The 15,520-nt window shown below is 45.0% G+C and carries 11 protein-coding genes; 8 read left to right on the forward strand and 3 right to left on the reverse strand.

The annotated features are described in order from the left end of the window. Position 1: 1 nt before the first annotated feature. Positions 2-1,105: an LPS export ABC transporter permease LptF gene (lptF, locus tag L1N97_RS15800; RefSeq protein WP_229587370.1), complete on the reverse strand. Its 1,104-nt coding sequence runs from the start codon at positions 1,103-1,105 to the stop codon at positions 2-4. Between the two features lie 214 nt (positions 1,106-1,319). Here lptF and pepA point away from each other — a divergent pair, with 214 nt between their 5' ends. The 7 genes from pepA to L1N97_RS15835 all read left to right on the forward strand — a co-directional run bounded on the left by pepA (position 1,320) and on the right by L1N97_RS15835 (position 11,047). Then, positions 1,320-2,828: a leucyl aminopeptidase gene (pepA, locus tag L1N97_RS15805; RefSeq protein ID WP_226751765.1), complete on the forward strand. Its 1,509-nt coding sequence runs from the start codon at positions 1,320-1,322 to the stop codon at positions 2,826-2,828. Beyond that, positions 2,828-3,292, forward strand: coding sequence for a DNA polymerase III subunit chi (locus L1N97_RS15810; RefSeq protein ID WP_229587369.1), 465 nt, complete (start codon positions 2,828-2,830; stop codon positions 3,290-3,292). Before pepA ends, L1N97_RS15810 begins: the two co-directional genes overlap by 1 nt. Before the next feature lie 17 nt (positions 3,293-3,309). Continuing rightward, entirely contained in the window at positions 3,310-6,168 is a 2,859-nt protein-coding gene (locus L1N97_RS15815; RefSeq protein WP_236130464.1) for a valine--tRNA ligase, read from the forward strand. Between the two features lie 291 nt (positions 6,169-6,459). After that, a complete protein-coding gene (locus L1N97_RS15820) occupies positions 6,460-7,959 on the forward strand; it encodes a Na+/H+ antiporter NhaC family protein (protein WP_236130465.1) in 1,500 nt (499 codons plus the stop codon). Between the two features lie 268 nt (positions 7,960-8,227). Further along, a complete protein-coding gene (locus tag L1N97_RS15825) occupies positions 8,228-8,569 on the forward strand; it encodes a PadR family transcriptional regulator (RefSeq protein ID WP_226751761.1) in 342 nt (113 codons plus the stop codon). A gap of 2 nt (positions 8,570-8,571) precedes the next feature. Next, positions 8,572-9,519: an HAAS signaling domain-containing protein gene (locus tag L1N97_RS15830; RefSeq protein ID WP_236130466.1), complete on the forward strand. Its 948-nt coding sequence runs from the start codon at positions 8,572-8,574 to the stop codon at positions 9,517-9,519. A 439-nt stretch (positions 9,520-9,958) separates the two neighbouring features. After that, positions 9,959-11,047, forward strand: a complete 1,089-nt coding sequence (locus L1N97_RS15835; RefSeq protein ID WP_236130467.1) for a DUF3083 family protein — start codon at positions 9,959-9,961, stop codon at positions 11,045-11,047. 144 nt (positions 11,048-11,191) lie between these two features. On the opposite strand, the gene L1N97_RS15840 is transcribed toward L1N97_RS15835, so the two are convergent. Then, positions 11,192-13,306 (reverse strand): S8 family serine peptidase, encoded by a 2,115-nt coding sequence (locus tag L1N97_RS15840; RefSeq protein WP_236130468.1) that lies wholly within the window; start codon positions 13,304-13,306, stop codon positions 11,192-11,194. 37 nt (positions 13,307-13,343) lie between these two features. Then, positions 13,344-14,882, reverse strand: coding sequence for an Ig-like domain-containing protein (locus L1N97_RS15845; RefSeq protein WP_236130469.1), 1,539 nt, complete (start codon positions 14,880-14,882; stop codon positions 13,344-13,346). A 263-nt stretch (positions 14,883-15,145) separates the two neighbouring features. Between L1N97_RS15845 and L1N97_RS15850 the strand changes: the two genes are divergently transcribed. Next, a complete protein-coding gene (locus L1N97_RS15850; RefSeq protein ID WP_236130470.1) occupies positions 15,146-15,433 on the forward strand; it encodes an ECF-type sigma factor in 288 nt (95 codons plus the stop codon). Positions 15,434-15,520 lie beyond the last annotated feature (87 nt).

Genomic DNA, 15,520 nt, shown 5'->3' on the forward strand with positions numbered 1-15,520 from the left:
CTTAACGTCCTGCTAGCCATGCTCGAACCCGCTGAGCACTGGAGCGATTTCGTAAAATTAACACGGTACCCACTGTCAGCCCAAGTAGATGTAACCACCACATACCCCACTCTGCGGGAATCTTGCCATCTTCAATCGCCGAGCGCGCAATAATCATCAAGGCGTAATAGCCTAAATAAAGTAATAAGGCTGGCAGTAAACGACCAAACTTGCCTTGGCGTGGATTAACTCGAGCTAAGGGCACAGCAATGAGCGTAAGGATCGGAATAGACAATGGGATAGCAATGCGCCAATGCCATTCGGCAGCCGCTTCGGCGTTATTTTCTTGTAATAACGCTGGGGTGCTAAGACTGCCTAATTTACGGCGGCGCTGTTCTACTTCTTGTTCACGAATTTGCATCAGGTAACTGCCAAACTCGGTGATCTCGTAGGCCGCAGTTTGGCTATCACCGGCATAGCGTCGGCCTTGTTGCAACTGCAACATCTGCGCGCCGGTTTGCGGATCTTCTTTTACTGCACCGCTTTGTGCATAAACAATAGCATGGCCAGGGTTCGCCGGATTATCACTGCTTTGCGCCACAAACACCTTAGATAGCTCATTACCCGAACGACTGACATCTTGCACAAAAATCACGGCTTTTTCATTTGAGGTATGCTGAAAACGCCCCGGCACCAACGAAAAAAGCCCCGCATCCGATTCAGCACGTTCCAGCAAGGTATATTCTTGCTCTGTAGCCCATGGGCTCAGATACAGCGTTACCGCACCGGCTAACAGCGCCATCACGAGCGATAACAATAAAGTGAGACGAGTGATATACCATTCACTGACGCCGGTAGCATGCAACACCGTCATTTCACTATCGGCATAAATGCGGCCATAAGCGACTAAAATACCTAAAAAGGCACTCAACGGCAGAATAATCACGGCTAATTGCGGCAATTTCAGCGCAACAATACTCATGACCAATTGGCCCGGTATTTCACCCTCAGAGGCATCAGCCAAAATCTTCACAAAACGTTGGCTAATAATGATGGTGGTCAAAATTAGAAAGACAGCTAACTGAGAGCGAAAAACTTCACCAATCAGATAACGAAAAATAATCAAAATGCCCCCTAAAAACCTGTCTTTTCACTGGAAAGCTGGTCATTTTTCAGTAAACTTGGTATTTATAGCAATTATTATCGGGCAAAGCGGCTTAAAATCCGAGCTTTTTTATTTATTCTCGGTAAAATTCATTATCACTTTGTAGTCTGCTACTGCCCGCAGTACTTTAATTAGCGACTTATAGTAGCATAGTCTCTTAGAATCAGGAGTAAACATGGAGTTCAGCGTAAAAAGCGGAAGTCCCGAAAAACAACGTAGTGCTTGCATCGTTGTTGGTGTCTATGAACCGCGTCGCCTTTCTGCAGTAGCAGAGCAATTAGATAAAATCAGCGAAGGCTATATCAGCAATTTGCTTCGCCGTGGTGATTTAGAAGGCAAACCAGGGCAGATGCTGTTACTGCACCATGTTCCGAATGTACTAAGCGAGCGAGTGCTATTAGTAGGCTGTGGTAAAGAGCGTGAGCTAGACGAGCGCCAGTATCGGCAAATTATCGCCAAAACCATCAGCACCTTGAACGAAACCGGTTCAATGGAAGCCGTCTGCTTTTTATCTGAATTGCATGTGAAAGGTCGTGATACCTACTGGAAAGTGCGTCATGCCGTTGAAACCACACAAGATTGCCTCTATGTGTTTGATCGTTTAAAAAGCAAAAAAGATGAAACACGCCGCCCGCTACGTAAAATTGTGTTTAACGTTCCCACCCGTCGCGATCTGACCATTGGTGAACGTGCGGTAGACCATGGTTTAGCCATTGCTGCCGGTATCAAACAATGTAAAGACGTGGGCAACATGCCTCCGAATATCTGCACACCGGTGTACCTTGCGGAACAAGCCTCTGCCTTACAAAGCCTGTCTGACAAAGTCAGTGTTGAAGTACTGGGTGTAGAGGAAATGAGCGCCCTTGGGATGAACTCTTACTTAGCGGTTGGCCGCGGTTCGGTTAACCAGCCACGTATGTCGGTGATTAAATACAATGGTGCCGGTAACGACAGCGCGCCTGTGGTATTAATTGGTAAAGGTTTAACCTTCGACTCGGGTGGTATTAGCTTAAAACCGGGCGATGGCATGGACGAAATGAAGTTTGATATGTGCGGCGCCGCCTCAGTGTTTGGTACCATGCACGCCGTGATCAACTTACAATTGCCGATTAATATCGTGGCGGTGTTAGCCGCCGCTGAAAACATGCCGGATGCCAATGCTTATCGGCCAGGTGATATTCTTACTACGATGTCTGGGCAAACGGTTGAAGTATTAAATACCGACGCCGAAGGCCGTTTAGTATTGTGTGATGCACTCACTTACGTTGAACGCTTCGATCCTGAGCTGGTGATTGATGTGGCCACCTTAACCGGTGCTTGTGTGATCGCACTGGGCAAACACGCTTCTGGCTTACTGAGTAACCACAACCCGCTTGCCCATGAAATCCTCAATGCTTCAGAGCAAAGCGGTGACCGTGCTTGGCGTTTACCGCTGTGGGATGAATATCAAGATCAACTGGAAAGCCCTTTTGCCGACTTCAGCAACTTAGGGGGGCGTGCAGCCGGTACTATTACCGCAGCCTGCTTCCTGTCACGCTTTACACGCAAATATAACTGGGCACACCTTGATATTGCCGGAACGGCTTGGCGTAGTGGCGGTAAAGATAAAGGCTCTACCGGTCGTCCGGTCGCGTTATTAACGCAGTTCCTGATTAACCGTACGGGCAACAATCAGGATCATTAATGACTGTTACGTTTTATGTGCTGGCTGAGCCTGATGGCTCAGCTGAACACACCGCAATCTCAAATGAGCTGTCGCCTGCGCCAGCTCATTTTGCTTTTGCTTGTCAGCTTTGTGCAGATTTGTACCGCGCCAATCAACGCGTTTTTGTATATACTGCCGACCAACAGATGGCCGAACAGCTAGATGAATTACTCTGGCAGTTTGATGCGGAACGTTTTGTGCCGCATAACCTCAGTGGTGAAGGCCCAGCGCGTGGCGCACCCATTGAGATTGGCTGGCAAGCACCACGACAAAGTCGTCAGGTGTTAATCAATTTAACCGACAACATGCCGGAATTTGCCCGGCGTTTTGCGCGAGTAATCGAATTTGTTCCGGCAGAAGCGTCGTTAAAAGCGCAAGCCCGGGAACGTTACAAACAATATCGTCAAGCTGGCATCACGCCTGAAACCGTGCAAGCCGACTGAATTTACAGGTATCTCTGATGGAAAAAACCTTCAACCCAAGCGAAATAGAACAGGCCATGTATCAGGCCTGGGAAAGCAAAGGCTATTTTAAACCGAACGGTGATGATCGTGCAGGTAATAACTATTGCATCATGATCCCGCCACCAAACGTTACCGGTAGCCTGCATATGGGGCATGCCTTCCAGCAAACCATTATGGATGCGCTAACGCGTTACCAACGCATGCAAGGAAAAAATACCTTGTGGCAAGTGGGCAGTGATCACGCCGGTATCGCCACGCAAATGGTGGTTGAACGTAAATTAGCCGCAGAAGGTTTGCCAGGCCGCCATGAGCTTGGCCGTGACAAATTTATTGAAAAAATTTGGGAGTGGAAAGCCGAATCAGGTGGCACCATCACCTCGCAAATGCGCCGTTTAGGCAACTCGGTAGACTGGGATCGTGAACGTTTTACCATGGATGCCGGTTTATCCAATGCCGTGCAAGAAGTGTTTGTGCGTTTATACGAAGATGATCTGATCTATCGTGGTAAGCGCTTAGTGAACTGGGATCCGAAACTGCACACGGCTATCTCTGATTTAGAAGTTGAAAACAAAGATCAGAAAGGCCAAATGTGGCACCTGCGCTATCCGTTAGCCGACGGCGCCATGACCGCTGAAGGCAAAACTTACCTAGTGGTGGCCACCACACGCCCAGAAACCATGTTGGGCGATACCGGTGTTGCAGTAAACCCAGACGATCCACGTTATCAAGCGCTGATCGGCAAAGAGATCCTGTTGCCTTTAGTTAATCGCCGCATCCCAATTGTCGCCGACGACCATGCCGATATGGAAAAAGGCACGGGTTGCGTCAAAATTACCCCAGCACATGACTTCAACGACTATGAAGTAGGTAAACGTCATCAATTGCCGATGATCAACATTCTAACTCTCGATGCCATGATCCGCAGCGAAGGCGAATGTTTTTTCACTAATGGTGAAGTTAACCCGGCGCTTAGCGCGCCTATTCCTGCCGAGTTTCAGCAGCTAGAACGTTATGCTGCACGTAAAGCCATTGTTGCGGCTTTTGATGCCGCGGGCTTGCTGGAAAAGGTGGAAGATCATAACAATACCCTGCCCTACGGCGATCGTAGCGGCGTGGTGATTGAGCCGATGCTGACCGATCAATGGTATGTGCGCGCTGCACCGCTGGCGAAAACCGCAGTAGAAGCGGTAGAAAGCGGTCAAATTCAGTTTGTACCAAAACAATATGAAAACATGTATTACAGCTGGATGCGCGATATTCAAGATTGGTGTATCTCGCGCCAACTCTGGTGGGGCCATCGTATTCCCGCTTGGTACGACGCCGACGGTAAAGTCTATGTCGGTCGTAACGAAGCCGAAGTTCGCGCGAAGTATCAACTGGCCGACAGCATAGCGCTGCAACAAGATAACGATGTATTAGATACCTGGTTTAGCTCCGCGTTGTGGACCTTCTCTACGCTTGGCTGGCCAGAGCAAACCGATGATTTAAAAACCTTTCATCCGACCGATGTGTTGGTAACTGGTTTTGACATTATTTTCTTCTGGGTAGCACGCATGATCATGATGACCATGCACTTTATCAAAGATGAACAAGGCCAACCGCAAGTACCGTTTAAAACGGTCTATGTTACCGGCCTGATCCGCGATGAAAGCGGCGATAAAATGTCGAAATCCAAAGGCAACGTTATCGATCCATTAGACATGATTGACGGTATTAGCCTGGAAGATTTATTAGCCAAGCGCACCAGTAATATGATGCAGCCGCAATTAGCGAAGAAAATTGCTGATCGCACCACGAAACAATTCCCTGAAGGCATCCCCAGCAGCGGCACTGACGCTGTGCGCTTTACTTTAGCCACGTTAGCCTCAACCGGTCGTGATATTAACTGGGATATGAAGCGCTTAGAAGGTTACCGTAACTTCTGCAATAAATTGTGGAACGCTAGCCGCTATGTGCTGATGAATACCGAAGAGCAAGATTGCGGTTTCGGCACTGCAGAGAAAACCCTGTCGCTGGCCGACAAATGGATCTTGGCGCAGTATCAACAAACGGTGAAACAAGTGCGGCATTACTTTGATACCTACCGCTTTGACTTAGCCGCTACGGCCTTGTATGAATTTACTTGGAATCAGTTCTGTGACTGGTATTTAGAACTGACTAAGCCGATTTTATTTAAAGGTAATGAAGCGGAACAACGTGGTACGCGCCACACCTTGATCACGGTGCTCGAAAGCTTACTGCGTTTAATGCACCCGATCATGCCGTTCATCACCGAAAGCATCTGGCAATCGGTTAAACCGTTGGCCAATATTCAAAGCGACAGTATTATGCTGGCCGCTTACCCTGAGTATCAGGCTGACTTAGTCGATGAAACAGCACAAGCCGATCTGGAATGGCTCAAAGCCGTGATCACCGCTATCCGTAACGTGCGTGGTGAAATGAACATTTCGCCGAATAAGCCCTTAACGGTTTTATTACGTAACATCTCCACCGAAGAACAGCGCCGTATCGACCAGAACCGTAACTTCCTATTAGTGATGGCAAAACTGGAAAGCCTAGAGTTGTTAGCGCCTGAGCAAAAAGCGCCTGCCAGCGCCGCACAGTTAATTGGCAATATGGATCTGCTGATCCCGATGGCCGGTTTAATTGATAAAGAAGCCGAATTAGGCCGAATTGCTAAGCAGCTGGAAAAAACCGAGCAAGAGCTGTCTCGTGTTGCCGGTAAGCTAAATAACGAAGGCTTTGTTGCCAAAGCACCAGAGGCGGTTTTAGCGAAAGAGCGCGCCAAACAAGCTGAGCTAGAGCAAGCCGTTGCCAAGTTACAGCTGCAACAAGCCGAGATCGCTGCGATTTAAGCAACACGGTTAACATGTTAAGCAATACCCACGGCCAGTAACTGGCCGTGGGTATTTTTTTGTTAGCGCCGGTAATTGTACAAGCGCGAGTTTTTGTTATCATGCACAGGTTTGTTTGTATCCTAAACAAACACAATTAGCGTGCTCAGGTAAGAAAGCTTTTACGGTAAGTTTTTCAAGCCACAGCTACTGCTCGCACTGTGACTATCGCTCCGTTGAGTTGTCCATTCTGCTGCAACGGTTCAATACCTTTTTTGCCGGTAAGCCGGACTTTTATACGAGAATAAAAATATGTCAGCAGAAGATACCTTAGGGAGTTTGGCCGAGCCTGTTGCAGCGGCGGTCGAAGCGGCCGCCATTGCGCCAAGTGCGATAAGTTTAATCCCACCTCTTGTTGTTCTAGCCTTTGCCATCTGGTTAAAGCGCCCCATTTTGGCGCTGGTGCTAGGTGCTGCGTCAGGCCTATTATTAATTGGCTCACCACTCGACGCGCTATTTAATTTAGGCGAAACATCTGTTCGCGTGATGCAAGATGAAACCATCGGTTGGCTCATTTTAGTTTGCGGTGGCTTTGGTGCATTAATTGCGCTGTTGGTGCATACCGGTGGGGCCTTTGCCTTTGGCCGCATGGCGCAACAATATGCAAAAGGGCGTAAACCGTCCCTGTTCATGACCTACCTATTAGGTTTAATTATTTTTATTGATGATTACCTAAATGCCCTGACTGTCGGTGAAACCATGAAACGGTTAACCGATAAATATAAAGTGTCACGCGAAATGCTGGCCTATGTGGTCGATTCCACCGCAGCCCCCATGTGTGTGTTAGTACCGATCTCAACCTGGGCTATTTTCTTTGGGGGCTTATTAGTTGCCAACGATATTGCGCCGGCTAGCGATCCGAATGGTATTAAAACCTATATCGCGGCCATTCCTTACATGATCTATGCTTGGTTAGCGCTGTTGTTAGTGCCGCTGGTTATTTTAGGCATAGTGCCCTTAGTTGGCCCAATGAAAAAAGCCGAGTTAGCCGCGATGCAAGCAGTGGATGCCCCGGTGGACAGCGTGGTCAGTGCCGAAGCACTCGCCAGCAGTGAAGCTAATCACGCCACGGCTACTGGCCAACCACATACGGGTTTTGCCGTGGCATCGTTAGAAGAAGAATTTGATCATGCCGATAAGAACGACGGCAAGTTGATGAACTTCTTATTACCGATGTTGATGCTGATTGGTTTTACCATTTGGTTTGAAGCGGAAATTTGGCCCGCGCTCATTCTAACGTTTATTATCACCATTCCGATGTACATGGCGCAGCGTTTAATGCCGTTCGTAGATATGATGGAGCTAATGATGCATGGTTTTAAAACCATGCTACCGGCTATTTGTACCGTTATCGCCGCCTTTACCTTTAAAGATGTTTGCGATCAACTCGGCTTACCGCTGTATGTGATTGAGAATTTAGCCCCCTACATGACAGCACAAATGCTCCCTGCCTTAGTGTTTGTCGCGATGGCCGTATTAGCTTTTGTCACGGGTTCAAGCTGGGGCATCTTCGCGGTATCAATCCCTATCGTTATGCCATTAGCAATGACTGTCGACGCCAATATCCCACTGGTGATCGGCGCTCTGCTCTCAGCCAGCTCGTTCGGTAGCCAAGCCTGTTTCTACAGTGACTCTACCGTACTGGCCGCACAAGGCTCAGGCTGTAATTTGATGAGCCACGCGCTAACGCAGTTCCCTTATGCGTTAATGGCGGCCATTGCTGCGTTCTTTGGGTTTATCTTACTGGCGTAGGTTTTGACCTAGGCAAAAAACAATAAGGGCGCGTAAAGCGCCTTTATTGTTTTGTACTATGTCTATTTCAGTCGCCAGATAACCCGAGAATACCCTTACACAAACCCAATAATGACCGATTATAGCGCCGTGCAATGGCTGCGCTTATTAAGCAAAGTATAAAAATAAAATCACTTGCAATCTTACTGTGCGTCACCTAGCATATTAACTGTGTACCGCACAGTATGTGCCGTACAGTATCGCCGACATCAACAGAAGGAGTAAGCAGATGACCTTGGCACAACGCGATAAAATGCGCCTAGAGTTACGCCGTGGCGTGCTGGTGTTGGCAGTATTAGCTTCACTAAAACAGGCGCACTATGGCTATTCACTGCGGCAACAGTTACAGCAAGGCGGCATCGACATTGATGAAGGCACCTTATATCCGTTGATCCGGCGGCTAGCTGAGCAAGGTCTACTAGAAAGCGAATGGCAGCAAGCAGAGGGGCGTGAGCGACGTTATTACAAGTTGTCTGCCTTGGGTGCGACCTTGTTACAACAGCTAACGCAAGAGTGGCAAAACCTCAATGGCGCACTGGCTAACTTATTGGTTACTGAGAAGGAGAAATAGTCATGGACTTAGTCACTCGATATATTGCTGCGGTGCAGCGCGAGCTACCGGCGGCGAAACGCGAAGAAATTGCGAGAGAGTTGCAGGCCAATATTATGGATGAACTGGATGCGATAACGGCAGCGCAAGGTGCCTTAAGCGACGCAGATGTCAGCCAGCTGTTAAAGCAAATGGGCCATCCACGACAAGTTGCTAGACAGTTTGTACCCGAGCAGCCATTTATTAACGCCAGTTATATGCCCATTTATCGCTATACCTTAACGCTAGTACTCGGGATCTTGTTTTTGATCCAAGTGGTCAAGAGCACTTTTGGCTGGTTATCCTACGCTGACGTCGGTTTGATTAGCTTAGTGTTCAGTATCGCGGCAGGATGGATTGATGATGCTTGCTTTGCTTTTACTGCCATTACCCTAGGATATTTTGTCATTTCCAAACAAACCCCTGAACCAGAGCAGCACTGCTGGCAAAACTGGCAGCCGGAAAATTTACCTAGCGCGGGCTTTAGCTGGCAGACGATTGCACTACAAGATATTTTTACTGATTTGGCGAGTTATTTATTTTTACTGGTGGTCATATTTTACCCACTGTGGCAAGTTGTGGCGCCAGCAGATGCCCCAAGCGTATTGCTCAGCAACGAGGTAAAAACATTGCTACTGTGGTGTACACCTTTGTTGCTCGCGGGTATCTGCAATAGCCTATGGCAATTAAAGCAGCGTATTTGGCAGAAAGCGCTATTGCAGGCGAATATTATCATCAACGCTTTGTTTACCTTGGTAATTCTGTATTTGGCAATGATGTCGCCTTTTTTGCAAATAACCGAACAGCCTTTGCTTGGCATGCTTAGCTCGGCGCAACTTGAACGTACAATAACGATAAGCTTAGTCGTGCTAGCGTTATTTCCGGCATGGGAAGTGCTACGTGATAGTTGGCGCTGGCGTCAGTTAAGTTAAAGTAATGATGAACAAAAACAGTGTGCTCCTGTCATGCTGATCAACAACGCTAGCCAAATTAAAGGTGTAAACCATTTAGGTTCTAGTTTAGGGGAGCAGCAAAACCTGCTCACTTCATGCAGATGAGCTTTCAACCGCTGAAAAGCGCATCTGCGGCTTGCCACATCTCATAAGCTTTAACGTGCTGTAAAGCATAAATACAAAACCATTTCGCAGATATTGATATTAGTGCAAATCTCAATGGAAACACGCACCGCTAAACAAGGCAAAATACGGCCAAGATAGATGGATATCGAGTAAATTGTGGAGCCTTCATAGATACTTTAAATTAAGCTGAATTTAACCTTAACAAGTCTAAAATAATTACATTAAACATTTCTATATTAACATTGTATTTCTGGTAAAATTGCCGCTAATTTATACACCTGAGGAAACACCTATGCCTGTAAGCTCGCAACACAAAGTTTATTTACCAGCTGAAGCCCGAGATAACCAATATCTCTTAGCTGAATTTGCGTTAACAGACGAACTACTCGCGGCCTTTCCTGCTAGCAACCCAGCAAAACCGTTTGAACAGCTTTATCAGCAATTGTCACAGCAGTTTTTTGAACTGGCTGATGCGGCACAGCTGCACAATGTACACCTGATTGCTAATGGTAAAACCCCAGTGGTGCGCTTCCATCAGGAAGCTTACGTATTACAAACCACTGAACAAATTTTATTTTTCTATAACCCAAGCTATCACGAAGCACAGCATAGCTTTTATGATGCCAGCATCCGGGCACGAAAAATTTCTTTATTATTTTTAGCCACCGACCAGCCATTACGCGCCAACGCTGCAACGTTCCACCAAAAAGTCACGACAGTGCTGCAACAACTACTGGCTAAGTTAAAAATGACTGAGGCAAAAGTAAAAGTGCGTGACCATCAGCATCTTACTTATGATTTGTTTGCCAAGGCCAAAGGCCATAAAGAAAGTTACGGCTACAAATTACGCTCAATTGGTGCGCGCTATAAAGCACGGCAATGTGAACTGCCCGCGCATAATGCGCTCACCTATGTCATCGTCAACTTACCGTTAAGCCGGCGCTTAAAAGAGCAAGTCGCATTGAATTTGCAAAGTGATGCACCCTACTTGCCGCTGTATCAAAAAGTCAGTGACAGCTTTGTCAGCGCCTGTCAGCCCGAGCAATTCAAACATTTAGCCGTGCTGGCTAATGGTTTGTTACCCTTGGTGCGCAATAGCCAATTTGATAAAAGTAGCCATGGCACAGAACTGCAAATGATTGGTTTTGATCCTAGCGCGCAAGCAGGTCAACTGATCAGCGATTTGCAAGGCGATAAACTGGTCGAAATGATGCAATTGGTGATCTTCGCCACGCCAGCCGATCAAACCGATATGGGCTATGGCCGCTTTATGAACCAGGTAGAAGCGGCGTTACATCGCTTTGCCAAAAGCTTAGCACTGCAACCCGAGCGTGATGATCTTACCGTACGTTTTCATCAGCATATTAGTTATCATTTATAAGTTAACAAATACCTCAAACCAGCACATTTGTGCTGGTTTGAGTGAAACCTAATAAAAAGAGCAGCCTCAACTTTTTTGCATAATGCGTTAGTATTAAGGCGGCATTTATACCTATAAGGGTAAATTACTAACCTGTTATTTGCTCTAAATACAAGAAACAGGCATAGACGCTTGGGTTAAATCAAACTCTGCCAATTCACTTGCTGCCCCATTGACAACAGCTTGCACCGCAATACGCTTAAAACCAGCAATATTTACCAGTGCAGAGTTGGTCACTCTTGGCTCTTGTGCAGCTTGCAAAACTTGTGAGTTATTTTCAGTTAATACAGCATCATTGCTGTTACTGGCATAAAGCTGATAACTTACACCCGAGATCTCTTCACGATACGCCCCCCAAGTTAAATCATAGGCCTCACAGATAGCATCACGACTTGAATTAGTAATAAGCGCAGCAATATAACGCTGTTCTACCGCGTTATTAAAATTGGCATAGCGGTGTTTCGCTTGAACAGGGTTTAAAGAAACAGAGTCAAAATTTGTGGTAACGGCTGAATAAGCGTTACCAACACCAGCGAAAGGCATTAAGCTTGCTCGGGTAGTACGCTGGCCACTTGGTTTTTCGACATAAAGCGGCGCAGTATTGGCTATTAACGCCCTAATTTGGCTTTCATCTAAATCACTCTGTACCATTTTGACAATAGCAGCTGTAGCTGAAGCTAAAGGCGCAGAAAAACTGGTTCCAGACACTTCGCCATAACAATTTTGATTGGTTTTATTGACGCTATCAAGACCACAAAAACCACTTTTTTCTGCATCTAAATAAATGCTGGTATTTATGGTTGCAACATGTACATTTGCACCTTCAAAGGTAACCTCTACCTCTTCGCCATAATTACTAAAGCCGGTAAGATCACCCTCTAGGTTATTTGCGCCAACGGTCAGTACGCCAGGACATGCACCCGGTGTATACGCCCTTACATCCTTACCGTCATTACCTGCAGCGCCCACTATTAACACATTTTGACTTCTAGCAAATTCAATAGCCTCTATGTATGAGCTTGACTCACAACCAAGGATACTAAAACCGCCCAGAGACAAATTAATAATATCCACTTTGCTGGAAATATTCGGCATTCCGGGCACGTCACCACCGGCAGCCCAAACAATTGCATCACTAACATCCGTGCTTCTGCCTCCACTTGGCAGTAAAGCACGTACGGGAATCAATTCTACGTTTTCACTGGCAAGGCCACCTATAATACCTTTACCATTATTTCTTTTAGCGGCAATAGTGGACGCTACTTTTAAACCATGACCATCGATTCTGATATCACCATCCGCCGTTGGATTGCCATCTTGGTCAAGAGTAAATTTCCACGCTTTATCAATTGGGTCTTGATCACGGCTTTTAGGTAAATAATTGTCGACCGTGCAAATACTATCAGCACCGTTATGAGTATTATCTTGCTTCTTACAATCAGAATATTCATTTGAAAAGCCTGAAATAAAATCAGCCCCCTCGTTTGACCAAACCACGTCTTCGTGTGGAAAAGAGCCCGTGTCGATAACAGCAATTCTTACTTTACGGCCAAGCTTGTTATTATCTTGCGCATACAAGCTGGCTTTTAATAAACTATGTGACCCCATCGTATATTGCTGTTGCTCATCAAGGTAACCTTCTTTTAAATATAAGGGATCATCAAATAAGTCTCGATTAAAAGCATTTGTACTCGCATTATTTGCATTAGGAAGCTTTGCAGGTTGATGGTGAAATTCTGCATTAGTCACATTTAGATCTGGGTGCACATAGTTAAATAACCCCGTTTGCATTAATGCAGCAATGGTATCTTTTTGCTCCTGTAAAGAGTTCGCTAAAAAGACATCTGCCCCAAGCGCAGAGGAACGCACATGCTTTAACACGATGCCGGTATTTTGAGCGATTTTATGCAGTAGTAAAAGCCCTCGGTTTCGATCACCTACCTGCGCTACATTATACTTCTGTAACAAGCTGAGATTATTACTTAACGTTATACCTTGCTGCTCTAAAAGCAGCTGATTCGTTTCAGGCGTTTGCAGTAAATCATGGTGAATATTGTTGTTTTTGAACTTAACAATGAGTCGATAATTATTGCTATCCTGCAAACGGTCAATATGTTGTTTAGGCTGAGCATCGAGATAGTGGATATACTCTATTGATACTGGCTCGGCTTTAACAACCCCAAAAAAACTAAAAATTAAAATGATGACTAGATTTTTCATATCCGTATATTCCTTGATAACTGCATGCAACTTCAATTTAGAATTCTTCATTTAAGAGCAAGCCTAAAGGGGCTGCTAAATATTGATATTCAGCTGAAAACACCCAACGTCCATCTTGGTAAGAACCATAGAAAGTATTGCCAACAAATCGAGAAATTCGATCATCATCAAGATAAATAAATGCCTCACTGCCTAAATTGGCATAGCCGAGTTTATCTAATAGTGGATTAATAAAAGCCACGTTTTCTCCGCGAAATCGATATAGATTGTCAGTCCAATAATCTATTCTCTCAATTATTGACTGGTATTCTGCATCATCGACATAAAGCTGTGAATTTTGTAGGCTTTCAATGGTATTGTCGTACACCGCCCTTGCAAAAGCTAAATTTACAGCTCTAATTTGGTAATTTTTAACTAAATTACTTTCATACTCTGCAGCGGTTAATGCACCGCGCGCAAAAAGAATATCTAAAGCGTACCTTGTGACATATTCGTAATCGTTGCTCAGTTCTATTAGCTTAATAAACCGATCTAACCGCTTCTGTAATTGCATTTCATTTTGGGTAATTTGGTCTCGAATAGTAATGTTGATAATCCTACCGTATTCCCAGCCTTCAATTTCTTCAAAACTAATCCGCAGCTTAACTGTTTTGCCAGCAGTCCCAGCTTTAGCACTTACTGTCAACGTTTGTGAAGCCTTATCAATAGCAAAAGTTAAGGGATCTGTTGTTACATCATCTTCATCTACGTACTCTAGTTTAGTAAATTCAAAAGCATCTAAGTCATTGGCCCTAATAGTAAAGGGTATAGTTTTTGTTTCTCCAGCGACAATCAAGAAGCTAGTAAGAGAAATATTTAAGTCGATTTTATTTGGTGCAACCGAAACTAAAAAAGTGGCAGTGTCTGTATTACGGCCATCTGAAACTGTAAGTGTCCCTCGAAATTCAACCCGAGATGTAATAGGTGCGGATTTTGGTATCACAACTAATTCATTTGCAGATCGATCAATCTTAGTATCAAACTCAAAATCAGCGTATCTATCGCCGCTTAGTGAAGTGAACTCAACCGCATACTCAAAACTCTCACTGTCAGGATCAATAACTGAAAAAGGTAACCGCAATCTTGTTCGTTCTTTTACCTGAAACGAAGGCTCTGCATCAAAACCTACCCAACTTACTTCAGGTGGTGCAGTTGGCTTATCGGTAATAGAGACGGTTATTGTTCTTGTCACAGTATTACCGTCAGAATCTTTTGCTTGTACAGTAATACTTGTTTCAGTATTCGCATCCACCTCGGGGGCATTAGCGGTTATTTGGCTTGTGGCAGTATCAAATCTTACTTGTAACAACGCAGAGGACACTTCAACTGAAACGGAACTGCTATCAGAGTCCGTCACAGTAACATTAACAACCGCTTCCGTGTTTTCTTCCATGGTTAAAGACGTTGCTGATAATGTTAGTATCGGGGGTTGATTTACAGGTGCGGTTGCTGTGCTAGTAGTATCATCTCCACCACCACCGCCACATGCCGTTAACAGTAAAGAGATTAAAACAAGAGGAACATATTTTTTGGTCATTAGTTGTCCTTAGCTCATTACAAAAAATAGTAGCGCATTCTATTTTTAACCTTTTAAACTAAAGACACAAGGTAACGTTTTTTTTCAAAAAAACCGTAAAATTTTTTTTTGAAATTCACAGCATTCATTTAGTACTTGCTTAAATACTGATATGCAGTTAAAAATAATATCTACTACAGATTGAAACTGCTCATTGATTTAAAATGTTTTTGTCCAATTTCGGTTGAAAATATTAAAAATAAACAAGGATGTTAAGTTGTCATATGGATATCACTTATTTACTTCAAGACTGGCAAAACGGTGACAAACAAAAGGAATCACAGCTTTACACTTACTGTTACCAGCAATTTAAAGCCATCGCGCAAAAAGTAAAAACCCAGCACAAACGCAATAAAAGTACGGAATATCAACTTTCTATTGAAGCATCCTGCAATACCACGCTGTTGGTGAATGAAGCTTACATTCGTTTGGCTACCTCAAAAAAAATAGACGGCTCAACAAAAACTGTTTTTTTTAGTAAGCGTCCGGCCATCACATCTTTTATTTGCTGACTGATCACGCATCATATCTTTCTGTGTTGCCAACAATGAGAGTTATGTATGCCTGCTTTAAAACAACCCGATATACGTCGGTTCTTT

This window comes from Rheinheimera sp. UJ63, assembly GCF_021568285.1.
GTDB classification, from domain to species: Bacteria; Pseudomonadota; Gammaproteobacteria; order Enterobacterales; family Alteromonadaceae; genus Alishewanella; species Alishewanella maricola.